The following is a 22,930-nucleotide window of genomic DNA, read 5'->3' as shown; positions in this document are numbered from 1 at the left end:
CGTGCGCGGGGCCGACCGGCCGAGCGTGGTCTGCTCCGTCGCAACGGCCGGAGCATCCCCACGGGCGCGGGGGCGACAATGCGTACGTCACCCGGACCTGGTCGCCGTCCGGACCATACCCGCGTGCGCGAGGCCAACCTGTTCGCCGTGACCGGGAGGCCGTCGTTCCCCCGAGCATCCCCGCGTGCGCGGAGGTTATAGCGCCGACCTCTGCGGAACCGATGGTCTGTCCGGAACGTTGCTTGACCTGCCAATGTCGGCCCTGTCGTCCAGACCATGAGCGAGTCAGTCGTAGGGGCAGGTTCAATGCTGTAGCCGAGTAGCAGAAGGCCGCATACATTCACCCGGTGAGCTACGACATCATGCTCGTGCGGGTGCAGCCGGGCCTGACGCTTCAGGGAACGCTTGACCACCTCAACGCCAACTTCGATCCCGATGCCGACCTGCAGCCGCTCCGACTTACTCAGGCGCAACGGAGCGCGTGGGACCGGATTCTGAGCCGAGTCTCGCGGGACACTGGCCCCGTCGAGTCTGCGGAGTACCCGTACAGCCTCACCCTTGAGACCGTTGGTCGGCCAGGACGTGTGGGGGCGCAGCGGATGAACGGGCTGATGCGCGGCCACGCCAAGGCAGAACTGCCGGGCGTGGCCTACGCGGGCGGCCTGGTGACCACGACTCCCCTGAGAAGTGGCGCAAGGACGAAATCGCCTTTGCTGTCGTGGACATCGAGCTCGGGGCGGGCCGGCCGGCTCTGACCACATGATGCTGTCGACGGGGCTCGCGGATGGTCGGGATCTACAGGTCGAACTCGAGGTGCTCGATGTCGGTGAACCGGACTTCCTCCAGCTGGCCGGCGCGACGGCCGCCGTCCTGGAAGTACACCTCTCTGAGTCCTTCGGCGGCGATCTCCTGGAGGCGCTGCTCGGTGGCGCCAGCCTGCTGGGCCTCGAAGAGGCGCGCCGTGCCCGGCTGGGACCCGGCCGATGCCACCGAGTTCGACCGGCTCATGGGAAAGCTGCGGGGGCTGACCGCATTCGTCCAGGCACACCAGCACTGGGACGTTCCCGCCCCCGCCGGAGACCCGGCTACCCTCGAGCGCCAGGATGTCGGCACGGCCGCCTGACCGGCCGGTACAGGGCCGTTGCTGTCCAACCAGGCCCGAGGACCGGGAAGGGGTACAGGGCGGCCAACACGGACGCCGCCCCCGCTCGAGAGGGGCCACACATGGCTCACCCCGTCCGCGTCTTCAGGGTGATCAACTTCAGCGCGCTCACGGACACCGTCGTCCGCTTCCGCGCGGCCGCGCCCGACGGTGCCGTCGTCACCGTCCGCGTCAACGGCCGCGACGAGCGCGTGGAGCTGCTCGGCTACCCGCTCGTCGACGAGCACGGCACCGCGCACGCCGCCGCGTTCCTGGACACCTACCTGTAGCCGGAGCGCCCCCGCCGGCCCTGCCAGCCCTTGGCAGGGCCGCGCCGGGGTATCACCCACGCTCAGCCCCCGGCGGCGCTCCCGGATGGCGCCGAGCCGCTTTCGCAGGCCACCCGCAACCCCGGCTGTGGCCACAGGTACGGGAGGATCCGGACCCGCCTATCGCCGAGCAGGTCCCCCTCGACCTGATAGCGGACCGTGCCGTCGGCCCAGTTCTGCCGTGCTAGAACCGGCGCGTGCCGCCACTTCCCGCCCGACATCACCCGGAGCGCCGGGCGGTCGGTCCGGGGCCAGGTCCACACCTCCGGCCGTGGCCCGTCCTCCGAGCGCCACGGCCTGGCCGGCTGCGCGTCCGGGATCGTGCTCATGCCTTCGACGGTAGGCATCCCTCCTGGAAGGCACCGCCGTGAACACTCACCGCCCCCAGTCCGACGCCTACTTCTCCCGCCCGACCGCCTCCTGGCGCTCGCCCTGGTCCTGTTCGCCCTGCTGCTCCCGGTCGGTGCCCTGGTTGCCGCCAATGACAGCGACTCCCCCCGCTGCCCCGGCTACGCCGTCGGCACCGTCGACCCCATCACGTGCATGCCGTACAGCCACAGCCGGGGAACCGGGACTACCAACCATCCCGGGAGTAGCGCCCGCCAGCCCGGCCCGCAGCCGCCCCCAAAAGCGCCTAGACGCGGCGCTGCGGCCTCAATCCGGTTGAGAGCCTCGGACTCCCGCCGGTTCGCAGCGAGCGCCTGGTCGACGTGCTTAAGGGTGGTGTGGAGGGTGGCCTGTTCGGCGAGGGCGACCACACGGGCGACCGCCACGTCAGGAGTCCTGGTCATGGTCCACCAACGACCGACCGGTGCCCGGAGCATCGGGTCCGTCAACTCCTGGACCATCATTGCGGCGCGATGACTGCCCTCGGCGGCTGATCAAGGCGGCACCGATGGTTCCGGCGGCTGCGATGAAGGACGGAACGATGGTAAGGATGATTGTCTGCACGGTTTCCCCCTCGGGTGTTGTGGTGCGGTGCGCTGTCCGCAAGAGGCAGGTTGGCCACCCGCATGCCGTGCCGCAACCCGCTTCCTCCGGCAAATAACCGCAGGTCAGAGCGGTCTTTTCGGGTGGAGACGCTCCGGGTTTCCGCATAGGATCCGGCATCGTTTTTACGTAGGAATCCGACGTGTCAGCACAGGGCTTCCCCGGTCAGACGTCTGACCGGCGCGGACACGGCGAGCGGAGGCTGGTAGTCGTCGCGCAGGCCTACGAGGTTTCGCCCCGTTGCCCGGGATGGAGCAGGATGCGAAAAACGAGCGCATTCCGAGCATGGGCCAGCCCTCGAAATTGGTCTGGCGGATGACGCGATTCAGGTCGGTTGGCGCGATCCGTGCGCTGTGGTCGCCCGGTGCTCGGGGCGCCGGGCACGACGATGCAGGGGACGTAAGGCGCGGCGGCGAACCGGCCCCACCGATGCGGTGCAGGCGATCGTCGCCCGCCACAGCGGGTGGAAGCCGGTCACCACAGTCGCCACTTCCGCTCCGAGGCCAGGCGCGGCAGCCGGGACAGCGCCCGCTCACTGCCCGCCCCGCACAGCACCAGCGTGATCCGGGTGCCGGGGTGGTCCCACAGGCTCTGCAGGCACTCCAGGCACGGCACGGGCAGGCGCTGCACCTCATCGACCACCAGCACCCGCGCCTCACCCAAGGCCCCCGTGACCGCGGCGTCGGCCAGCGCCGACGTGTGTGGGAAGCGGCCCGCCAGCCCCAGAGCGTCGAACACCGCACGCCTCATGCCGGCCACCGACGGGCGCACCGGTACCGGCACCCACGTCACCTTCCAGCCCGGGGGCACTTCGCCAAGCGCCATCCGCACGACCGCGGTCTTGCCCTGGCCCGGGTCACCGAACACACACACCGCGCCCTGGGTAGCCATCGCCTGGCCCACCGCCTTCCACCGCCCGCACCGACGACGTCCGCACCAGCTGCGCGCCCGCTGGCAACGCCACACCCGCCAGCGCACCGTGCTCCCCCACCGGCAAGCCGCTGGTCGTCTCTGGGACGAGACGCAGTGGCGCAGACGTCTTCACCGCGCCGCCCCCCTGCGGCCCGGCCAGGGCGAGGTCAGCCAACGCTTGCCGCGTTTGCTGCTCATCCCGCTCCCGCCGCACCACCGCGCGGTCCGGCAGGACCCTGCCGGCCTGAAGGTCCCGGCGCAACACCCGGTGCAACGACGCCAGCGAGGGCACCTCGCCACCGGCCGCCTTCAAATGCCGGTACAGCGGCGCCACATTCCCGCCCGCCTGCGCCAGCACCTCCCACGCCTGGTCGGACAACTCCAGCCGGGCCCGCGGCCTGCCCTCCATGCGGCCCTCGGTCCGCGCAGCCTCCAGCCAGTGCCACACCGTGCGCGCATTCACCCCGCCGACCTGAGCACCCGCACGCACATGCGCCGCCGTCAACACCCCGGCCGCATCCAGCTCCAGCAGCCGCACAACCAGCACCGGCCTGGACACCCTCAACCCCGCCGTCACCTCACCCCACGCGCCCAGGTCCCCCACCCCACACCCTTCCGCCCGCACAAAACCGACACCGACCACCGTGCCGCCACGCAGCCCTCGGAAAGATCAGAAGTGCCGTTCCAAGACAGTGACGCGAAAACACCCTGGCCTGACGTGCCGTCACTGACACCCACCCACCGACACCAAACCAACACATCGCAGACGTGGGAGCGTACGGCGGCGGAGCATCCCCGCCTGCGCGGGGGCGATGCCTTGGATACGGCGTCGGTGATCGACACACCTTCGGAGCATCCCCGCGGGCGCGGGGCCGACTCGACCTTGATGGCGGCGGCCGGGCCCATCAGCGGAGCATCCGCGCGAGCGCGGGGGCAACGACGGCGCGTTCGTCCTCCACTGGCTGGACGACGGAGCATCCCCGCATGCGCGGGGCCGACTCGGTGTTGCCGGTGCCCGGAACGACGCCGCCCGGAGCATCCCCGCGGGCGCGGGGCCGACTGCCCGGCCGGGCCCCTTGGCTCCCTCGCCGGAGGAGCATCCCCGCGGGCGCGGGGCCGACGCCGCCCGGCTTCCGGCCCGGCGCAGCCACTACCGACGACGGTCTACCCATGAACTCGTCTGACTGAGCGACCCAGTTGGCCGCTTGAGCACCTTCCGACATCTCCCTTGATCGTGAGTGAGAGCGCGCCGGTAGAGTCGGCTGGACGGCAGTACCTGGGGGAACCTGATGGCGGCAGCGGACACAGTGCCCATCGTCTTCGTTCACGGGACGCGCTTCAGCGTGGGACAGTGGAGTGTGCAGCTTGCTGCACTCCGGGACGAATTTCCTGTAGCCGCCGTCGACCTGCCCGGCCATGGGGAGCGCTCGGCTCAACCCTGGAGCCTGAGCAGCGCGACCGAGATCATCGCTTCCGCAGTGGAGTCACTCGACCGTGGGCCAGCGCTGGTCGTCGGGCACTCGCTCGGCGGATACACCTCGCTGGAGTTCGCGCGACGTCGTCCAGAAAGACTGCGCGGACTGATCCTCGCGGGAGCCAGCGCATCTACCCGCGGCCTCTGGGCAGCGCCATACCGTTGGGTCGCCAGGCTGGTCCCTCGCATTTCGGCGGATCGGCTAGCCCAGTGGAACGACTGGCGGCTGCGGCGGCTCTATCCACCGGAAGTTGTGGAGGCGACCATCCAATCCGGCTACGCCTTCCATACTCTGCCCGCAGCCTGGGACGAGGTACTGGGACGCTTCGACGCGGACGCGATCCGTTTTGTGGAAGCTCCGGTACTGATCCTCAACGGCGAAAGGGACACCGTCTTCCGGGCCGGCGAGGCGGTCTTCGCCCGTGCACATCCCCACGCTCGGGTCGAGCTGATCCCGAGAGCAAGACATCTCGCGAACTTCGACGCCCCGGAGGCCTTCACTGATGCCGTCCGCCGCTTCGCCCGACAGCTTGCTGCCGCCGGCTGATCGCCGCTGGCACCGAGACCGCCGGGCTCCCCTGGACACTCACCGGCCAATTACTGTGCTTGACCACAGCACGCTGCGGGGATCACGAAACCGCACTGGAGTACTAAAGTTGCCCTTCCGTCTGCGGCGCTCCCGGTGATGGTCAGCATGTGTCATCTCCCAGGCGTACAGCAGGCCGTGGTGAGGTACGTCAGCACGGCTCTAGCACCATGCGCGATGAGCAGGGTGGATCCCGGGACCGTTGGCCATGGGTAGATCCACGAGCCGGGGCCGGGGGCCAGGGGCCAGGGGCCACTAGGTCAGCCAACACCCACCCACCGAACAGGTAAAACAACGCTGACCAGCACAAACACCGACCGATCCGTTACGCGGTGGTGAAACCCACAACGAGCCCGGCCTCACTCAGCACACAACGGCACAACCCCAGCTCACAGCCCGAACTACCCACTGCAACCGTGCACCCGGCCTCTCCCAACGAACCCACAACATCACAGGCCAACAAACACACGGCACACCAACAAACCCCCCTCCCAGCGTTACCGGACGGGCGGACCACGGCAGGCTGGGTGACCATGAACGATGTGAACACGATGCGGGCCATCAGCCAGGACGTCCTCGGCGGACCCGAGGTCCTGAAGGAAGTGACGGTGGAGCGGCCCACGCCGCGTCCGAATGAGGTGCTGGTCCGGGTGCGGGCCGCCGGGGTCAACCCGACCGACTGGAAGCACCGGGCGACCGGCGGATTCCTCGGCGAACCCCCGTTCGTGCTCGGCTGGGACGTCTCCGGCGAGGTCGCCGCGACCGGCATCGGCGTGGCCGCGTTCCGGCCCGGCGACGAGGTATTCGGCATGCTCCCCTACCCCTTCGGCCACGGCTCGCACGCCGAGTACGTCATCGCCCCGGTCCGCGCCCTGACGCACAGGCCGGCCTCGATCGACCATGTCCAGGCGGGCGCGCTGCCGCTGGTGTCGCTGACGGCGTGGCAGGCGCTGACCGAGCACGCCGGCCTGCGGGCTGGGCAGCGGGTCCTGATCCACGCTGCGGCCGGCGGGGTCGGGCACGTGGCGGTGCAGATCGCCAAGGCGCTCGGCGCGTACGTGATCGGCACGGCGAGCGCGGGCAAGCACGACTTCCTGCGGGAGATCGGCGTGGACGAGCCCGTCGACTACCGGTCCACGGACTTCACGCAGGCGGTGCGGGACGTCGACGTCGTCCTCGACACCCTGGGCGGCGAGACGTCCGTGCGCTCGTTGGAGGTGCTGCGGCCCGGCGGGATCGTGGTGTCGATCGTGCCGATCGGCGGCCAGGACTTCGTCGACGAGGCCGAGCGGCTGGGGGTACGGGCGGTGCGGATGCTGGTGGACGCCGACCGGTCCGGGATGCAGGAGATCGCCCGCATGGCGGAGGCGGGGCAGCTGAAGGCGACGATCGCAGGGACCTTCCCGCTGGCCGAGGCCGCCAGGGCACACGAGCTGGGCGAAACCGGCCGGACGACGGGGAAGCTGGTGCTGCTGGTGGACTAGTGTCAAGGCCGTGAAGTTTGCGGCTGGGGCGTGTTGTCAAGGACCTGCGGGCGCGAGGATTTCGATGCCGGTGGTGGCCTTCTAGCTGGTCTGGTCGATGCGGAGGCCTCGGGCCTGGTACTTGGAGATGGCGCGTTTGACGATGCGGGGGCTGACACGCAGCCGCCGTGCGGGCAGCAAGCCGGCGAGGACGTGTCGGCCGATGGTGTCGGCCAGGTCGATGACGGTGCCGGCGATGACGTCCGCAGCCAGGATGATCTGGTCGCGGGCGGCCTGCCAGGCGATGGTGAAGCCGGCCTGGTCCGGATCGGTGCCGGGCCGGGTGCTGGTGGCGTCTGCCATGGCGGTCCGCAGGAGTTGGTATATGACGAGCAGCGCGTAGATCTCCTGCCCGACGCCTTCGGGGGTGCGGGCCCGCAGGACGCGGCCACCGAGGATGGTCGGCTTCAGTCCAGGTAGGCGGTTTCGATCTCCCAGCGCTGCTGATACAGGACGGCGAGTTCGGCTGCCGGGTGGCGGTGGTGGTCGAGCAGGGTGGTGGCCAGCCGGTTGAGGCCGGTGTGCTTCCCGGCGGTGGTGGTGATGGTGATCTCGCAGTCGACGACCCGAACCGTACCGGGCCGAGCGTGGAGAGGTAGGAGCCGTCCCGGTAGCGGGCCAGGACCGGCATCCGGCGGCCGTTCTTGAGCCGGACCAGGACCTCGCTTCCGGTGGCCGCGATGCCGGCTATCAGTTTCTGGGCGGCGAAGTTGCGGTCTGCCAGCAGGATCAACCCCCGCCGGAGGCTGGGCAGCAGGCGCGGGACGTAGGTGGTCTCGCCCGAGGTGGTGGGGCCGAAGACGGCGTCGACGAGGGTGCGAGTGCCGCGGACGACCAGGGCGAGCAGGCGGATCTGCGGGCAGCCGGTCCCGCCGTGGTTGCCCGCCTGCTTGGTGAACCAGTGCGGACGGCGGGAGTGTCGGGCACCGTCAAGCTCGCGGTGGGCGTGGCGGAAGGTTCGCGGGCCGCCAGAGGCCGCTCTGGCGGGCGGGGAGCGGCTGTACGGCCAGCAGATGGCAGGCTTCGACCTCGCGACCGTGGATGAGGCCTAGGGAACTTCCGGTGATCTTGGTCGGCCGTGGGCTGCCATCCACGACAATGCCCGTATCCCGGCGGACTTCCGGCTCTACCTGGCCGCGACCCCGCGCATCCTGGCCGCTGCCCGTCCGCAGAAGGGGCGGACGGCCAGGAGGTGGAGCTCGCGACCATGGCCGACGACCCGGAGGGAACCTACGGCGCGTGGCTCGCAGAGCTTGGCCTGAGCGAGGCGATCGAGCGCGAAATCCTCGCCGGATTTGAGATCGACGTGCTGGAGATCCGCGACCCCTCACCCGTTCTCGGGGAGTCGGAGGAGGCGCGGCGGGGCCGGCGCCTGGCGCTCCTGTAGACCGCGCTCCTGGAGCACGCCGCCGCGTGGAATCTGCGCACCGTCATGACGTTCCACCAGAAGGTCGAGGAAGCGGCGGCGTTCGCGGAGAAGCTGCCCGAGACGGCAGCCGAGCTGTACATGAACGACGCCTCGGACGACGACCTGGCCGCTGCGGACAAGCTGCCCGCGTCCTCCATCGACGCGGAGTTCTACGAGCTGGAGGCAGGCCGCCACGTGCCCCGGGACCGGGTGTGGTCGGCGTGGCTGTGCGGCGACCACCTCGTGACCGAACGCCGGGAGGTGCTCCGGCAGTTCGCCAATGGCATCGACACCGCCGGGCGCCGGGTCCACCGCGCCTTCCTCGCCAGCGTTCGCGTGCTCGGAGAAGGCGTGGACATCACCGGCGAGCGGGGAGTCGAGGCCGTCTGCTTCGCGGACACCCGCGGCTCCCAGGTCGAGATCGTGCAGAACATCGGCCGCGCGCTCCGGCTTAACAAGGACGGCTCCACCAAGGTGGCCAGGATCATCGTGCCGGTGTTCCTGGAGCCCGGCGAAGACCCGACCGACATGGTCGCCAGCGCCTCGTTCCGCCCCCTTGTAGCGGTCCTTCAGAGTCTGCGCTCGCATGATGAGCGTCTGGTCGAGCAGCTCGCCTCCCGCGCGCTCAGCAGTGGCAAGCGCAAGGTCCATCTCCAGCGCGATGAGGACGGGCGGATCGTCGGGGCCGGCGGCGAGAGCGACGGCGAGGACCAGGAGCGGGACGGCGCTGACGCCGCTGCCGAATCCGCCCTGCTGCACTTCTCCAGCCCGCGCGACGCGGGGACGATCGCGGCGTTCCTGCGTACCCGGGTCTACCGGCCGGAGTCGCTGGTGTGGCTGGAGGGCTACCAAGCCCTGCTCCGCTGGCGAAAGCAGAACGGGATCACCGGCGTCTACGCCGTGCCCTACGACGTAGAGGTCGAGGTCGGGGCGACCAAGGCGTTTCCGCTCGGGCGGTGGGTGCACCAGCAGCGCAAGGCACTGCGAGCCGGGGAGCTGGAGGAGCGACGCAAAACGCTGCTGGACGCGCCGGAGGCCGGGATGCTCTGGGAACCCGGAGAGGAAGCCTGGGAGGCCAAGCTCGCCACGCTCCGGACCTACCGGCGGGCAACCGGGCACCTCGCTCCCCGGCAGGACGCGGTCTGGGGCGAGGGCGAAGCCGAGGGCCTGGTGCCCATCGGGCAGCACATGGCCAACCTCCGGCGGCAAGGCGCGAAGAACGGCCTGGGCAAGGACCCGAAGCGCGCGGAGCAGCGTGCGGCGCAGCTCACCGAGATCGACCCCGACTGGAACTGCCCCTGGCCGCTGGACTGGCAACGCCACTACCGCATCCTCGCCGACCTCGCCGCCGACGAACCCCACGGCCGACTCCCCGACATCGCCCCCGGCGTCCTCTACGAAGGCGACGACATCGGCAAATGGCTCCAGCAGCAGCGCAAGCCGGGCGCCTGGGCGCAGCTGTCGAGCGAGCAGCGAGAGCGGCTGTCCAAGCTAGGCGTCAAGCCGCTCGAGGCGCCGTCCCCCACACCGGCGGACGGGCGCGCGACGAAGGGCTCGAGTAAGGCGCAGCAGGCGTTCCAGCGCGGCCTGGCAGCCCTCACCCAGTACATCCAGCGGGAAGGCAGAACCGTCGTTGGACGGGCGCACATTGAGGAGCTGCCGGACGGTTCGGCGATCAAGCTGGGTGTGTTTCTGAGTAACCAGAAAGCCAGGCGTGACCGGCTGGATGCGACACAGCGGGCTGCCCTCGCCCAGCTGGGCTACACCTGGGCTGCAGGACAGTCCGGGCGCAGCTGACGTTCACCGATGGGCCGTGCGTGCCCATTACCGGATGGGCCGATAGGCCGTTTGGTTCTGTATGCGGGGTGCTGGGTGGGACGGAGTGGGGGCACGGCGGCCCGAAGTCGAGTCGATGGATGTGCTGTTCCGGGCTGCGGGCGGAGCGACGCAGGGTTCGAGGTGGTCGTCGGCCGCCGGCGAGGTGGTCTTCGAAAACTGTTCGCCGCTGAAGCCGTTCCCCGTCCGCAAGGGCAAGCGGCTGGCACCGGGATGGTGGTGGTCGGCCACTACCGGACGGCTGGTGCACTACGGGTCCGCAGCGATGCGGCTGCACGTGATGCTCCTCGACCGCGACCCGCGCATCAGCGGCCTGGCCGCCCGGCCGCTCGAACTGCGGTGGCATGTGCCGAGCGGGGTGCGGGCGCATGCTCCTCAGCTGATGCTCCGGCTGGCCGATGGCCAGGGGGTGCTCGCCGACTGCACAGGCTGATCAACCCAGGCCAGCTCACCACCCACTGATCAGAAAAACCGCCCCCGGACACGAGAAGCTCGCCGACCTCGGACTCCCATGGGCACAGGTCCAAGCACAGGAGGGTGCGGCGTAACCGCGGATCGCCCCCACGGGAGCGGGCGCGACGCTGGAATCGTCGCCAAGCAGACCGACCAGGAAGCCCAGAGCATCCCCGCAGGCGCGGGGACGACACCACACCCTTGGCGAGGGGGTGGATGCTGGTGTGCGTCAGTGGCTGCTGGACGCTGGCATCGTCTCGCCGTCGAAAGGTGGCACGGGGGCCATGCCCATGACGCCCCCGTCTCACGGCGGCCAGCTCGCCACTTTTAGCCGACGCTTCCAACCACCCGGTCCGCCAAGGTTCCCAGCGCATGTGAAGCAGAGGGAAGCCGTATCCGAGCCCAGTCCGTCTCGGACCAGTTGCTCTCCAACTCCCAGTCCCCGGCTTGCACGCGCTGGATCTCGGCGACGAACGCGACCTCACGGCCCCAGTACACGGCTCCCATGACGATGCGGCGGAGGCCGTCTGGGTGCTTGACCGAGAAGGTGAGCGTACCGTCGGGCTCGAAGCCGTCCTCCGAATTCTGCGGCCACTTGTACGACCCGAGCCAGTGCGGCACATCTTCATCCCGGGCGTCGTGTTCGTAGGCGCTGGCCGGGTCGCCAAGTGCCGCGGCGACCTTTCGCGCGGCGCGTCGCATGATGCGGCGTACCTCCGCCTGGTCGCGCACATGGTCGTCCTGCGGGCCCCAACCGGTGCGAAGGCCGGTGTTCCTGACCACCGGGACGTGGGCGGAACGCAGCCACAGGTCCAGTTCCTCCGCCAAGGCATCGATCGTCAGCCGTTCGACGGGGTCGTTTCTCGTGGCGGCTTCGAGTACATGTTCAAGGGCGTCCAGAGCATCGTGGTCTCCCTTCCAACCGCGATTGAGGTCATAGCCCGTGGCCCCGGCCCGGAAGGTTCCGGGCAGCGGCAGGACGCCGAGGGGGTGGATGAACGCTGAAAGAGTCTGCGCCAGAGAGTAGACATCGGCCTGGCGGCCTTCCTCCCGCTCGGACATGCTGCGCATCTCCGGGGCCATGAACCACAGAGGCCCCAGCTTCTCACCGACGACGGTCGCGCCCGCTTCGCCCCAGTAGGCAATGCCGAAGTCCGCGAGCACGGGGCCCTCGTCGTGCCAGAAGAGATTGTCGGGCTTGATGTCGCGGTGGTAGATCCCCTGGTCGGCGAGCTCGCTCAGCGCCTGCGCCAAGGCCTGCATGTGCCCCACGATCTGCTGCAGCGTGGTCGTCTCCACGAAGACGGACTGGAGCAGCTGGGCCTTCGGCATCACGTACCAGGTCGGTTCGTTGCCGCCGGCGATGTCGAGGACGGGAAGAATCCTGGCGACGCCATCGCGCGTCAGCTACCGCATCTGCAGGGCTTCGCTGTGGAAACGCAGACCGCGCGGCTTGTCTGCCGCGTGTGAGCGGTACTTCAGAACCGCTTCCTCGCCGGTCGCTCTGCGTCGGACGCGCCGGACGAAGGGCTTGTTCGAGTCTTCGATCAGGGGGCCGAGATTCTTCCAGCCTGGTACGTCTACGTTGTAGTTGACCTTTGGCATCCGCTCAGCGTAGAGATCCGGAAGCAGGAAGATCCCAAGAATCGGCGATTCGACCCCCAGCCGGGGGCCGCGGTATCCGGGGCTGATGACGTGAACCAGCGCAGCCGAGCCGCGACGCTGTCCTCGGAGCGTGCGGAGTAGCTGTCCGCGATCGAGATGCGATGGACATAGAGGGCGCGCAGGTGATCGATGGCCGCGAAGGCGTCATGTCGTCGACGGCTCGTTCGGTATGGCTGTGGGCAGGGTTCGGATCCGCAGCAGGCCGTCTGTGCCGCCTGTGGCGAAGAGTCTGCCGTCCGGTGAGAAGGCTGATGCTGTCACGTGGCCGCTGTGGCCGATTTGCGGACTGGGAAGCTCGGCCCACGTAGCTGTTTCCCAAATACTGAAGTGAAAGTCCGGGGCCTTCGGGGCATCGGAAACTCGGTCGCCGCTGATGGCTATGAGAATGCGTCCGTCTGGTGAGAACGCCATCTCTGTGACCGTGTCCCCTGGGCACTCGAGTGGCTCGTGGATCATCTGGCGTGTGCGCACGTCCCAGAGCTGGATGTCGTCGCTGCCGGTGGCCAGAATGTCGTTGCTCGGGGCGAGAGCCAGAGCGGTGACGTCCGAGGCATGGCCACGTAGGGGGGCATCAGTTCTCGTCTGTTCTTGCGCGTTCCAGAGCTGGGCAACGCCCTCTGGGTGACCGGTGATCAGCACGCCGTCGGTGGTGAGGGCTGGGGCGCTGGTGAGGTTGTTGGCGAAGTGCTTCTCCGCTTTTTGTGGTTGCCGGGGATCGGTGATGTCCCACCGGCGGATCGTGCGCCCCTGGACGTAGAGGGACTGGCCATCGGGGTCGAAGAGGAGGCTATCGACGAAGCCGCTGTTATGGAGAGGCTCTGCAACGAGGGTCCTGCTTTCCACGTCCCACAACCGAGCAGTTGCGTCCTCGCTTCCCGTAGCCAGGAGCCGGCCATCGGGAGAGAAGGCCACACTCGTAACACGGGCGGTGTGCCCAAAGAGTGCTGGGCCTGCCCGGCGCTGTGCGACGGTGTCCCACAGCTGCACGGTCTTAGCGCCGTGCCCGGTGGCCAGGAGATGGCCGTCTGGGGAGAACGCCACGGCCCATACCCCACCAAGGTCCTCAGCGGTCGGCGGCAGCTGTACATGCTGGCCCCGGCGCAGCGCGGCCAGGACGACCTGCTCAGACAGAGCGGCGTGGTGTTCTGTCGGCTGAAAGGCCGGGGCATTGCTGTTCTGTGCGTGACGCAGCAGAGACAGCCGCTGCCAGCGATCCCGCCAGTGGGGTAGATCCGGATGCTGCAGTGAGGCGATCTTGTTGGCGTCGTAGGTCAGCAGGACGCGGACCAGGGTGAGGTAGTAGTCGCGACTGGGCAGGCTGTGGCCCCGCAAGGCCGCGCTAATCCCAGAGGTGGACAGATGCTGGCCACGCGGAGCCCGAGCCGCGATTTGTGCGAGCGTCGGGTCACCATGCAGCGCCCTAAGCGTGCGCAGTTCTGCAGCGGCGAGCCTCAGCTCTCGTCCGAAGTCGCCCTGGGCTTTGCGCATATCGCCCCCATGTCCGTGTACGGCAGCGGCAGTCCCGGCCATCTGCCCAGGTTAGAGAGCAGTCTCTGCAAATCTTCGGAAAATGCTGAAGTCCGCTGGATACAGCTGGAGAACGGTGCAGATCCACGCCGGTACTGCGGTGTATGCGTCTTTTCGCGCTGTGCAGGAGAACAAGCGCGGCTGGGCTCGACTGGGTGGTCAGGAGGTAGTGATGACAACCCGCCAAATAGCCGAGAGAACACCAGTGCTGATCAGGGCTTCGCTGAACACGTCACCCTGGGCCAGGGCCGAGATCCCGCAGGGACGCTCTCAGGCAGAGAGCCGCAGCAGGACCGCCGACCGCGAGGCGCGCACCACCCCCACGGGGACGACACCAACACAGGTGTCCGCTGTCCTCGATCCCTCTGCTCAAGTAAGCAGCATCATGACCCGGGACAACGTTCTTGCGCCCGTCCGGCTGGCCGCCCCCGCGCCCGTCCCACAGCAGCCCGCTGCCGGTGCTGGCCTGACCGCCGCAATAGCCCAGGGCGCCACCCAGGGGGCGGTCCGGTCCATCACGACCCGACTGGTGGACAAGTTCCTCACCAACCCGCCCGACTGGCTCAGAGCCCTCTGGCACGCGCTGCCAAAGCCCTGGGAGTAGCTGCCACGGCCGGGCAGGCTGGCCTGCCCGGCCGCTGCCGCCGCCCAGACGTAGCAGAACTGCACGCTCCGCGGACGACCGCGTCGGCGCGGATTCGGGCCAGGCCGGAAGGGGGCGTACGTACCGCCGACTGAGATGCTCCCGGCGGGCCTTGGCGAGCCGTCTATTCTGCGCTGGTCTCCTGCTGAGCGGCCTGCCTCTCACGGCGCTTCGCTCGGGTGCCGTTGCCAGGCTTGTCCTGCGCCTCCCAGTCCGGCTCGGGCCCTGGGTCCTTCGCCGGTACCTTTGTCACCTTCAGCCCAGCGGCCCGGCCGCGGGTGTGCTGCCCGGTGTCGCACGTCAGCAGCCGTACCGGCCGGGCGGCGAGGGCCTGTATAGCAACCGCTCGATCAATGATCTCGTCGTCGGTGATGGGCAGACGCACATGGCCGGGCTGGTCCACGACGATCTCCACGTTCACTTCGCCACGCCACGCGGCCGGCTCCCCGCTGTTGTCCGCGTAGCGCAGGATGCCGAAGGGGGATCCGCTGAGGATGCCGTCCAGGAGCCCGAGCGTATGGGAAGCCCGCCACCTGGCCTGGTGCTTGCCAGCGTCCTTCAAGCTGTCGAGTTCGTCGACCACGGCGATGGGGAACAACAGCCGAATGTGCTCGTTCGGTGGCAGTCCGAGCACCTGGTGCAGGTCGGCGTCGGCGAGCGCGACCGTGTTGTGGATGTAGAAGCTGGAATCGGCGACCACGAACCACTCAGTCCCGGTCCAACGGGCTATTTGTGCCTCCAGCGCGTTCCCGGCCGCCTCTAGGGCTTGGATGCGTTCGGTGACCTCCAGGTCGACGAGGCCGTTGACGAGGCGCTGCTGATCGGTGCCGGCGAGCATGCCACAGCTGCCCAGAAGGGACTCGTAGCGGCCGGTGAAGACGAGGTGACCGATGTCCTTGTCACTCACTTGGGAGCGCAGCAGTTCTGCTGCTTCGGTGGCCCACTCCAGGTACTTCAGGAGACGGGAGAAGGCACTGCCGGCGGCAGGCCCGCGCAGAGCCATAGCTTTGAAGCGAACGTCGTTCAGGACCTTGCGGATGTTCCTGCGGTCGGCTCCCGGGCGGGGCGTAATGAGCATGCGCTGATCCTGCCAGGAAGGCCCGACAGCCCGCTGCCGCTCCGGGCCGGCCCCGGGCTCCTGGCTCGGATCCCAGGGAACAAGGAACCGGCGAGGCGTCGATTCCCCGCCGGGGTTCACGGTTTTCCTGGCACGCCGCCGCTCCTCAGGCGACGCCGAACTCGTGGGCGTGCCCCCCCGCCACTCCACCCACTGCGGGTCGTCCAGGAGGGCGTCGGGTTCCACTACCCCGGCGCCCTCGAGGAACACGACCAGGTCGTGGTCGCTGTTGGCGGTGCCCAGGATCTCGTCCCGGCCGTGGCTCACGGGGGCCTTCCAGGCGCCCGAGAGCGAGGGCCGGTGCACGACGATCGGCGCGCTGGTTACGCCTTCCAGCGTGCCCGTGACCGGGCCGGTGGGCGAATCGACCGGGGCGCCGACGACGGTGAGGCACGAGTGGCGGGACGACGCGGAGCGCAAGTGCGTCGTCAGGGCTGCATCGCTCTCCAGCGCTCGATCAGTTCGGCCTGCCAGTCCTTCACCGGTTGCCGTGGAATCACGTGGGCGGTCCGCGCCGTGTTGCCCTCGCCTTCAGGTTGGGCCGCCTCGGAGTCTTCGCTGGACGGCGCCACCGCGCGTGCGGAAGTGGTCGGGTGGAGGAGCTGTCCTCCAGTGACGGTTTGCAGGCGTGAGAAGTCCGTCTCTTCGCCCAGCGGGAGCCACTCCTGGGGCAGTGAGGTCATCGCGCCGGACGGCGCCTCCGTCCCGACAGGAGCGAAAAACACCTGAGCAGGCTCTTCCCACACAGTCGGCTTCAGGGCGACCTGCGCGTCGAAGACTTCAGGCCGGAGCTGCAGAACACCGTCCTTCCACAGGACTTCGATGTAGGCGAGGAGCTCGACCGTCGCGACCATGGTCCAAGCGACCAGCGGGACGGCGGCACGGAACCGGTCTCGCAATCCGAAGGGGTCGCCTTCCCTCCGCCGCTCTGTGTCGTGATGCACCACGTCGCCGTAGATCCAGGCCAAGGCCAGCCGGTGCGCGTCAAGGTCGTGCTCCTCACCTGTCGCCGTGTTGGCGACCAACACCCGGTAGGCGGCGTCCGCAGGCGTGGCGGGGGCCACCCGCGTCTTCCATTCGGCACGCACTGCCCGGACCCACTCGGCATCCTGCGGCAGCTCCCGGCAGGCGTAGCCAGTGCCTTCAGCGCCTTCATGCGAAAGCAGTCCTCGGTCTCCAAGAGGACCGGCCGGATCCGCGCCGCGGCGGACTCGACTACCTCCTCGGCCGGCAGCTCATGCCGGATTCGGATCTCACCGTTCTGGAAACGGATTCCGATTTTCGGGTCGATGAGTGCTACGAGCTTCTCCCAGTCACCAGCGAGGGAGTGCTCTGCCACACGGCGCGCTCGTACAACGAAGGACTCAAGACACTGCCGGTTCTTCTGCTCGATTGCTGCCTGATCGCGTGCCACACGCGCCCCTCACCTTGAGACCAGCTACGAGCCCCAACTCATCGCAGGCCTCCCCCGCATGGGCTCCTATCGGCCGCGGCAGCCCCACTCACATGAACATCGACGCGCCTACTGCACAGTGCGTGGAACGAGTTGTCGGAGGCGTGCTTCGACCTCGTGGCGGTTCAGGGATTGGGTGCGGGCGTAGTGGGTCACTGCGGCCTGCACAGTCGCCGCGGCATCCCGCCACACCTGGCGCTGCTGCTCCCGTTCGCGGTGGCCGTGGAGGTGCTGGAGACGGAGGCGGGCGTCGTCGGCGGCCTGCTGGAGCGTGATCAGTTCGCCGAGTGATCCCGTCGTGCTGTCGGCCGCCTGCCGAGTGCGGCCTGCCTGTTGCTCGGGGGCGGCGGGAGCAGTCTCGATGACCGGTGCCGACGGCTGAGCCGGGATGTTGGATTGAGACAGCGGGGCTGGGGCGGTGAGCAAGGCGGCAGGCTTGCAGGTGGGGCGGTTGCAGCTCGCACCGCGCGCTTGGGGCGTTTCACGTTCGGGCGGCAGGCGGGTGTCGTCGTTGTGGAGATCGTCCAGCCGGTCGCGGTCCGTGCTGGTAACCCAGTAGCGGTGCACGGTAGTCCCGGCGCGGAACTGGATGGGGACGATGGTGCCGGCGGCGGTCTGACGGACCATGTCGTCAAAGAGGACGTCGCGGGGTTTGGGGGTGGCGTGGGCTTTGCCGCAACGTCGGACGCCGTGGGGGCAGGGGTAGAGGGAGCGGGTGTCACAGTGCCAGAACTCAAGGGCGCGGAAGCCGGAGACGATGCGGAGGTCGCCGGTGCGGGTGATGACGTAGGCGGGGAGGTGGTCGCTGCGGGTCCAGTGGGTTTCGTTGCGCTGGGCGTAGGCGGCGCGGTCGGTGTGCCAGGCGGGGGTGATGCCGTTCTTGGTGGCCTTGGCGGCGCGGGCACGGACGCCGCGTAGGCCGCTCTCGTCAATGGTGGACAGCTGTACTTCCCAGCCGATGCGACGGCCGTCGGCTCCTTCGACGAGGGTGTCGGTCTGGATCCAGCTGCGGCCCACCCGGGTGCGTACCTCGCTGTCGCCGCTGAACCCACCTTCCTGCGCGGCACGCAGGATCCGTTCCCGGTAGGCCTTGTGCTCATCGCTCATTGGGGCGGTGTGGCGTTCTGCGTCCTCGCGGCGTTCGTGCACCGCCTCGCGTCGGCCGCCCCGCATTCTCAGGTGCATGGGAGCTTCGACGCCCATGTCGCGGCACACGCCTCCGCACTGAAGATCTCGCTCACTGACCGGCACGCCCAGACGCCCGAAGAACCGGTCCGCCTTGTAGACGGTGTCCCACAGTTCGGGAAGTTCCGGGTGGTCCAAGTCCTCCCGGGTCAGGTCAAGCAGGATCCGCATGCTCTTGTGCCAGACGACGTTCGCCAACTCACACCGCCATCACCGTCGGAGGTCGTTGTATCGACGGTAAAGCCCGGCACTGACAATCCGGCAGGGGTCGGATCAGCCAAGCGAATCTGACGAACAGACCGGCCTCCCCCCGAAACAGCCCTTGGACGCGGTCCGCAGCAGCGTCAGGGGAAAAGGCCCCAGCACCTTCGCGTCCGCTGTGGTCGAGTCCCAAGGACGACATTGATGCCCGGCACTGTGTCCGGACGTTCCCGCACCTCTCTTATTCAGATGGCCGACCAGGGAGGTGCCCGCGAGGTGATCGCGAAGAAAGTTCGGTCGGTACGCGAACTTCTGCCGCGGCGCGCCCCATAACAAGGGTGTGCAGTGGTTATGCCTCCGGTCGGTCGAATCCTCGGCCGGGTCCCCCTGGGGGCGTACGGGCGACGGGCCGATCAGGACCGCTTCACCGGGCCACGGGTCCGGAGCGGCTTCGGTCGCCAGGCCGTCATCGTCCTGGCCCACATCGTCACTGCGCCGCGCCAGCTGACGCATCGTGCGTGCCCGGCCGGCCCCCACGCGGGCGTCCGAGCCCGTACGCAATCCGAACTGGGTCGCCACCGCTCCCGGAGAGCACGATTAGACAGTAGGTAGCCGACTCCCTTACTGACCGTCAACGCACGAGAGGGACTTTGACAGCGCAAGGCCCGGACCAGGCGTCCGGGCCTTCGTCGCGCCCCGGGATCTTTCTCACCGGCCGCTGCTGCCCGGGTCCCAGCTTCCGGCCCTACGGGGTGAACGAGCCGTGCCCGCCAGGACGAGACGCAAGCACCTGCGCCCTGTCACTGTCCCGCCCGCCATGTCGAACTCACGTCGGAGGCAGTACCGATGACCAGCCGCCAGACACCCTGGGCAACACCCGCGCCGATCGCCGCTACGCTGAACACGCCCACCCTGGGCTGGGCCGAGACCCCACAGGGACGCTCTTGTGCAGAGAGCCGCAGCAGGACCGCCGACCGCGCGGCGCACATCCCCGCGGACGACACCACGCAGGTGTCCGCCGTTTCTGCTCCTCCGCCTTCTAGGAGAATCCCGATGGCTCGGGACCAGCACTCTTCCGCGTCCGCGCATCCTGATCCACCCAGCATGCCCGAACTCGCCCCGGCCGGGAAGCCGGCGCTCTTGTCGCAGCGCACCGCGCTGATCCTCTTCATAGCCGTCGTCAGCGGCATCGGCATCGGTGTGCTGACCTTCTTCGCCGAGAAGTCCTGCCCCAAGGCGGTGCTCGCCGGTGTCCTCGCGGCCGGGGGCTGCACGGTAGGGCTGCACAGCCTGATCGACTGACCTGCGGGGCGGGCAGGGCCGTGCTGCCTGACCCCGTGGCACGGACGTCAGGCGCTGAACTGGTGGGCGGGGCTACCGCGCCACTCCACCCACCGCGGGTCGTCCAGGATGGCCTCCGGGTCGGCGACGCCGGCGCCCTCGAGGAACACGACCAGGTCGTGGTCGCTGTAGGCGGTGCCGAGGATCTCGTCATGGCCGTGCCTGTGAACGGTGACTCTCCGGCCGCCCGTGCTGGAGGGCCGGTGCACGACGATCGGCACGCTGCTCACCTCCCAGCGTGCCCTGGGCCGGACTGGTGGGCGAGTCGGCCCGGGACCGGTCAGGGAGCGTCGCCGGTCCAATCCCAGCGGCCGGGGTCGCCGGGGCGCGGGTCGTACATGGCCCGGCCGCCGCCGCCGAACTGCCCCAGCTCGGTGGCCAGCGCGACGCCGGTGTCGGCCTCGTCGGGCGTCCAGCCGGTGATGTCGAGCAGCAGGCCGTCCAGGGGGCCGCCGATCAGTTCGGCGTAGTGCCGGTCGGGTCGCGGATCGGGGTGTTCGTGGTCCGCGCCGTAGACCCGGCGGCGTAGCAGCTGCTCGTCATCACGGTCCATCCGTTCAGCCTGGCAGCTGCCACTGACAGCCGGATCCGGGTGTCACCTGCGGAAGCGGGAGAGCCAGGTGCCGCCGGCCTTCTGCTCGGGCACGGCCTGGCTCTGCTCATGTTGCCGGTGTGCGCCGGGCCAGGCTTGCTGTACGTCGGTGTCGGCCTGCCGGTCTCAGTCCCCGCACAGAGACGGACGGGGTTCTTGGGCGGCGCCCCAGCCGACACGCTCGACCGCCCGCCACCGTTCATCGATGAACTCGGCACCGCAGTTGGTGCAGAGGGGACGACGGGCGTGCCGCTGGACGTGCTGCTCCCGTACCCCCGTCAGGTACCGGTTCCTGATGCCCCTGCTCGTCGGCCGCTGCGGCCTGGGCGGTGTTGGCCCTGTGCTTGCAGTCATCGCACAGGTGCGGGTGGCTGTCCCTCGGGGCGCCCCATCCGGCGGTCTCGGTGGTCTTCCACCGTTCGTCGATGTCGTCCACTTCCACCCGGTGGGCTCCACTCGGTGGAGTGGACGCGGGGCGTCGTCGGTGCGCACCACCGCACCGGGTGCGCACCACCGGGTCCACTCAGTGGCCGGCCTCCCGGCCGCGGTGCGGTCCGGGTTCCTGCGGGCGGTACGCCTGCTGGCCGTCCGGGCGCACCGGGCGCACCGCGCCGGCGTCGGCCTGTGCGGTGTGGCGGTCCGAGCGGGCGCGGGCGTCGTCGCCCGCCTTGGCGAACGCGTCCAAGAGGCGGCGCAGCCGGTCGGCGGTGAGATCGAGGGCTTCCACGTCCGTGCGGGACTCCCGCAAGGCCCGCAGCGCCGTCATGTCGATCGCCTCCCCGCGACCGGCCTTCGGCTCCTGGCCGTCAGGCTCGGGGCCGGCCAGCTCGGGCGCGAGCAGCTGCTCGGGCATCGCCGCCTGCTGGTGGGCGACGACGTCGTACGCCCGGCCGCGTGTGGCGGTGGCGGTGGTGGTGCGCAGCTGCTCACGGACCACCGCGCCGGCGAGGACGGCGCGCTCGTACTGGAGCGGGATGCGGGGGATCTCCCACTCCCCCGCGTCCTGGCCCGGGGGCCGGTGCCCGGTCAGCTCGCCGGGACCGGCCGGGGGGTGCCGGTCCGGATCAGGCGTGGGGGCCGGTGGTCGGCGGTGGGCCGGGAGGTCGGACAGGGCCCACCGGGCTGTGTAGAGGCGGTAGCCGGCCTCCAGGCCGCGTACGGTCTTCGGCTCGCTGATGTCCAGGCAGTGGGTGGAAATGGCGGCAGCCACGATCCGGTCCTCCAGGCCGGGGTCGCGGCGACGGCCCCGCAGGACGAGAGAGGTGGCGGCGGGCTTCAGCGAGCAGGTGTCGGCGGTGGAAACGGCCGCCGTCGTTCATCACGAACACGGTCGCGGCCACGTCGACGGCCGCCAGGGCGACGTCGACCACGGCGGCGACCCGGGCCCGGATCGCGGCAGCCGCGGCGCGGGCGTACTCGAGGAGGGAGGTGATGACGTCGACGGCCACCCCGGAGGTGAGGATCGCGCTCGCTTTCCACCACGCGCGCAGCTGCGCGAGCGGCCGGGCCGTCTGCTTCGATGGGCGGGTCTTTCGGGCAGCCATGGCGTTCAGCTTGGCGCGGGCCCGCTCGGAGACCACGGGCAGGAACCGCAGTTCGCCGCCGTCGTCGACGGCGGTGACGTACTCGTGCTCCAGCTCGGTCAGGCAGGCGGCGATCTGGTCGCTGCGCCGGGCAGTCCAGCGGATCAGCTCGTGCGGCACCCCGGAAATCTCCATCACCGGCCGGCGCCCCGGGGTGACGGTGCACGGCTCGGTCGCCAGCCCCAGCGCCTCGCAGACCTCAGCGGCCACCAGCTCGTTGTAGAGCGCGGAGGCCGCGACCGTGTTCTCGTACAGGGCCGTGGTGTGGATCGAGCCCCACTTCCCGTCCAGGCGCTGCCCCTTCACGCTCAGCAGCAAATGGTCATGGAGCAACGGTCGCCCGGAATGCGCCTCATAGTGACGGAAGCGCGCGGCGACCAGACCGCCGGGCGGCCGCACCCGGTAGATGCCGTCCTTGCCGTACCGGATCACCGCCACCTCATCCTCGATCCACTCCAACACCCGCTCGATCGCGTATTCGTGCGCGGCCTCGATCACCCGCCGCGTCTCCTCATCCCCCAGCGCCCACAACAGGTAGATCGTCGGCTGCGGCCGGAAGACGAAGTCGACGCCCGTGACCGTCACCTGACGTCCGAGGGCGCCGGTCTTGAACGCCTTCTTCGGGGTGTCGCCCTTGGCGAGCCGGTCGGCCTCGATCTGGTCCGCGTACGGGTGCCGGCCTCGCTCGCCGAACATGTTCCGCAGCTGGCTCTCGGTGACCTCCTCACCCGGCGCGAGTCCGAGCGCGGCCAGGCCGCGGCCCATCCATCGCCCGGCCGGGACGCCGGCTTGCTCCTGGGCGGCGCGCAGCGGCGTGCGCGCGGGGCGGCGGCCGTCACCGACAACGGTCTCGCGCAGGTAGTACCGGTACTTCTGACCGGCTCGGATGACCTTGATATCTACTGTCATGCAGACCACGCCACACGGCTGTGACCTGCAAGAAAAGGCCGATCAGCGGCACGTCCCGCCAG

The 22,930-nt window shown here is 69.4% G+C and carries 19 protein-coding genes and 4 pseudogenes; 8 read left to right on the top strand and 15 right to left on the bottom strand.

Translation table 11 applies throughout. The features are described from left to right. Positions 1-347 precede the first annotated feature (347 nt). A complete protein-coding gene (locus OG448_RS30570) occupies positions 348-755 on the top strand; it encodes a hypothetical protein (RefSeq protein WP_405550444.1) in 408 nt (135 codons plus the stop codon). A gap of 40 nt (positions 756-795) precedes the next feature. On the opposite strand, the pseudogene OG448_RS30565 reads toward OG448_RS30570, so the two are convergent. Beyond that, positions 796-960 (bottom strand): annotated as a pseudogene (locus OG448_RS30565) (XRE family transcriptional regulator); the annotation flags it as partial. A 264-nt stretch (positions 961-1,224) separates the two neighbouring features. On the opposite strand from OG448_RS30565, the gene OG448_RS30560 reads away from it, so the two are divergent. Beyond that, positions 1,225-1,431 (top strand): hypothetical protein, encoded by a 207-nt coding sequence (locus OG448_RS30560; RefSeq protein WP_405550445.1) that lies wholly within the window; start codon positions 1,225-1,227, stop codon positions 1,429-1,431. Positions 1,432-2,934: 1,503 nt separating this feature from the next. On the opposite strand, the gene OG448_RS30555 is transcribed toward OG448_RS30560, so the two are convergent. Together OG448_RS30555 and OG448_RS30550 are read right to left on the bottom strand one after the other, a co-directional pair. After that, positions 2,935-3,351 (bottom strand): ATP-binding protein, encoded by a 417-nt coding sequence (locus OG448_RS30555; RefSeq protein ID WP_405550446.1) that lies wholly within the window; start codon positions 3,349-3,351, stop codon positions 2,935-2,937. After that, entirely contained in the window at positions 3,317-3,919 is a 603-nt protein-coding gene (locus tag OG448_RS30550; RefSeq protein ID WP_405550448.1) for a hypothetical protein, read from the bottom strand. The genes OG448_RS30555 and OG448_RS30550 overlap by 35 nt, the downstream gene beginning before the upstream one ends. Positions 3,920-4,661: 742 nt before the next feature. Here OG448_RS30550 and OG448_RS30545 point away from each other — a divergent pair. After that, the gene (locus OG448_RS30545; RefSeq protein WP_405550450.1) at positions 4,662-5,393 is read left to right on the top strand and encodes an alpha/beta fold hydrolase; all 732 of its coding nucleotides are present in this window, start codon (positions 4,662-4,664) and stop codon (positions 5,391-5,393) included. A 572-nt stretch (positions 5,394-5,965) separates the two neighbouring features. Continuing rightward, complete coding sequence (locus OG448_RS30540) at positions 5,966-6,916, top strand: NADP-dependent oxidoreductase (protein ID WP_405550451.1); 951 nt, start codon at positions 5,966-5,968, stop codon at positions 6,914-6,916. 81 nt (positions 6,917-6,997) lie between these two features. Here OG448_RS30540 and OG448_RS30535 read toward each other — a convergent pair whose 3' ends face one another. Continuing rightward, entirely contained in the window at positions 6,998-7,258 is a 261-nt protein-coding gene (locus OG448_RS30535; RefSeq protein ID WP_405550452.1) for a hypothetical protein, read from the bottom strand. Between the two features lie 385 nt (positions 7,259-7,643). After that, positions 7,644-7,793: pseudogene (locus OG448_RS30530) on the bottom strand (transposase); the annotation flags it as partial. Between the two features lie 115 nt (positions 7,794-7,908). Between OG448_RS30530 and OG448_RS30525 the strand changes: the two are divergent. After that, positions 7,909-10,160, top strand: a pseudogene (locus tag OG448_RS30525) (Helicase associated domain protein); the annotation flags it as partial. A 115-nt stretch (positions 10,161-10,275) separates the two neighbouring features. After that, entirely contained in the window at positions 10,276-10,632 is a 357-nt protein-coding gene (locus OG448_RS30520) for a TnsA-like heteromeric transposase endonuclease subunit (protein ID WP_405558609.1), read from the top strand. Between the two features lie 347 nt (positions 10,633-10,979). On the opposite strand, the gene OG448_RS30515 is transcribed toward OG448_RS30520, so the two are convergent. The 3 genes from OG448_RS30515 to OG448_RS30505 form a co-directional block, all read right to left on the bottom strand. Then, complete coding sequence (locus tag OG448_RS30515) at positions 10,980-11,951, bottom strand: protein kinase domain-containing protein (RefSeq protein ID WP_405558607.1); 972 nt, start codon at positions 11,949-11,951, stop codon at positions 10,980-10,982. A gap of 108 nt (positions 11,952-12,059) precedes the next feature. Then, positions 12,060-12,257 (bottom strand): hypothetical protein, encoded by a 198-nt coding sequence (locus OG448_RS30510; RefSeq protein WP_405558605.1) that lies wholly within the window; start codon positions 12,255-12,257, stop codon positions 12,060-12,062. Between the two features lie 204 nt (positions 12,258-12,461). After that, on the bottom strand, positions 12,462-13,805 hold the full coding sequence (locus tag OG448_RS30505) for a WD40 repeat domain-containing protein (RefSeq protein ID WP_405558603.1): 1,344 nt from the start codon (positions 13,803-13,805) through the stop codon (positions 12,462-12,464). 424 nt (positions 13,806-14,229) lie between these two features. On the opposite strand from OG448_RS30505, the gene OG448_RS30500 reads away from it, so the two are divergent. Next, positions 14,230-14,448 carry a hypothetical protein gene (locus tag OG448_RS30500; RefSeq protein WP_405558601.1) on the top strand — a complete coding sequence of 73 codons (219 nt, stop codon included), beginning with the start codon at positions 14,230-14,232 and terminating at the stop codon, positions 14,446-14,448. Positions 14,449-14,611: 163 nt separating this feature from the next. Here the strand turns inward: OG448_RS30500 and OG448_RS30495 are convergent, their stop codons facing one another. The 4 genes and pseudogenes from OG448_RS30495 to OG448_RS30480 form a co-directional block, all read right to left on the bottom strand. Next, on the bottom strand, positions 14,612-15,325 hold the full coding sequence (locus OG448_RS30495; protein WP_405559059.1) for a PIN domain-containing protein: 714 nt from the start codon (positions 15,323-15,325) through the stop codon (positions 14,612-14,614). Between the two features lie 411 nt (positions 15,326-15,736). After that, a pseudogene (locus OG448_RS30490) lies at positions 15,737-15,916 on the bottom strand (hypothetical protein); the annotation flags it as partial. A gap of 116 nt (positions 15,917-16,032) precedes the next feature. Then, positions 16,033-16,668: a hypothetical protein gene (locus tag OG448_RS30485; RefSeq protein ID WP_405558599.1), complete on the bottom strand. Its 636-nt coding sequence runs from the start codon at positions 16,666-16,668 to the stop codon at positions 16,033-16,035. 458 nt (positions 16,669-17,126) lie between these two features. Next, positions 17,127-18,440, bottom strand: a complete 1,314-nt coding sequence (locus OG448_RS30480; RefSeq protein WP_405558597.1) for a hypothetical protein — start codon at positions 18,438-18,440, stop codon at positions 17,127-17,129. A gap of 1,107 nt (positions 18,441-19,547) precedes the next feature. On the opposite strand from OG448_RS30480, the gene OG448_RS30475 reads away from it, so the two are divergent. After that, positions 19,548-19,745 (top strand): hypothetical protein, encoded by a 198-nt coding sequence (locus OG448_RS30475; RefSeq protein WP_405558595.1) that lies wholly within the window; start codon positions 19,548-19,550, stop codon positions 19,743-19,745. Between the two features lie 47 nt (positions 19,746-19,792). Here OG448_RS30475 and OG448_RS30470 read toward each other — a convergent pair whose 3' ends face one another. The 3 genes from OG448_RS30470 to mobF all read right to left on the bottom strand — a co-directional run bounded on the left by OG448_RS30470 (position 19,793) and on the right by mobF (position 22,868). Next, on the bottom strand, positions 19,793-20,014 hold the full coding sequence (locus OG448_RS30470; RefSeq protein WP_405558593.1) for a hypothetical protein: 222 nt from the start codon (positions 20,012-20,014) through the stop codon (positions 19,793-19,795). A gap of 50 nt (positions 20,015-20,064) precedes the next feature. Then, complete coding sequence (locus OG448_RS30465; RefSeq protein WP_405558592.1) at positions 20,065-20,337, bottom strand: hypothetical protein; 273 nt, start codon at positions 20,335-20,337, stop codon at positions 20,065-20,067. Positions 20,338-21,440: 1,103 nt separating this feature from the next. Beyond that, positions 21,441-22,868 (bottom strand): MobF family relaxase, encoded by a 1,428-nt coding sequence (gene mobF, locus OG448_RS30460; protein ID WP_405559057.1) that lies wholly within the window; start codon positions 22,866-22,868, stop codon positions 21,441-21,443. Between the last annotated feature and the right edge of the window lie 62 nt (positions 22,869-22,930).

Origin of the sequence: Streptomyces sp. NBC_01171 (assembly GCF_045039805.1) — a bacterium.
Lineage (GTDB): Bacteria > Actinomycetota > Actinomycetes > Streptomycetales > Streptomycetaceae > Streptomyces.
This window is presented reverse-complemented; position numbering and strand designations above follow the sequence as displayed.

Excerpts from the sequence above, each read along its gene's own strand:
- OG448_RS30560 (WP_405550445.1), top strand. The coding sequence starts at position 1,225 with ATGGCTCACCCCGTCCGCGTCTTCAGGGTGATCAACTTCAGCGCGCTC.
- OG448_RS30555 (WP_405550446.1), bottom strand. The coding sequence starts at position 3,351 with ATGGCTACCCAGGGCGCGGTGTGTGTGTTCGGTGACCCGGGCCAGGGC.
- OG448_RS30545 (WP_405550450.1), top strand. The coding sequence starts at position 4,662 with ATGGCGGCAGCGGACACAGTGCCCATCGTCTTCGTTCACGGGACGCGC.
- OG448_RS30540 (WP_405550451.1), top strand. The coding sequence starts at position 5,966 with ATGAACGATGTGAACACGATGCGGGCCATCAGCCAGGACGTCCTCGGC.
- OG448_RS30535 (WP_405550452.1), bottom strand. The coding sequence starts at position 7,258 with ATGGCAGACGCCACCAGCACCCGGCCCGGCACCGATCCGGACCAGGCC.
- OG448_RS30520 (WP_405558609.1), top strand. The coding sequence starts at position 10,276 with ATGGATGTGCTGTTCCGGGCTGCGGGCGGAGCGACGCAGGGTTCGAGG.
- OG448_RS30510 (WP_405558605.1), bottom strand. The coding sequence starts at position 12,257 with ATGCCAAAGGTCAACTACAACGTAGACGTACCAGGCTGGAAGAATCTC.
- OG448_RS30505 (WP_405558603.1), bottom strand. The coding sequence starts at position 13,805 with ATGCGCAAAGCCCAGGGCGACTTCGGACGAGAGCTGAGGCTCGCCGCT.
- OG448_RS30500 (WP_405558601.1), top strand. The coding sequence starts at position 14,230 with ATGACCCGGGACAACGTTCTTGCGCCCGTCCGGCTGGCCGCCCCCGCG.
- OG448_RS30495 (WP_405559059.1), bottom strand. The coding sequence starts at position 15,325 with ATGCTCGCCGGCACCGATCAGCAGCGCCTCGTCAACGGCCTCGTCGAC.
- OG448_RS30475 (WP_405558595.1), top strand. The coding sequence starts at position 19,548 with ATGCCCGAACTCGCCCCGGCCGGGAAGCCGGCGCTCTTGTCGCAGCGC.
- OG448_RS30465 (WP_405558592.1), bottom strand. The coding sequence starts at position 20,337 with ATGGACCGTGATGACGAGCAGCTGCTACGCCGCCGGGTCTACGGCGCG.
- mobF (WP_405559057.1), bottom strand. The coding sequence starts at position 22,868 with ATGACAGTAGATATCAAGGTCATCCGAGCCGGTCAGAAGTACCGGTAC.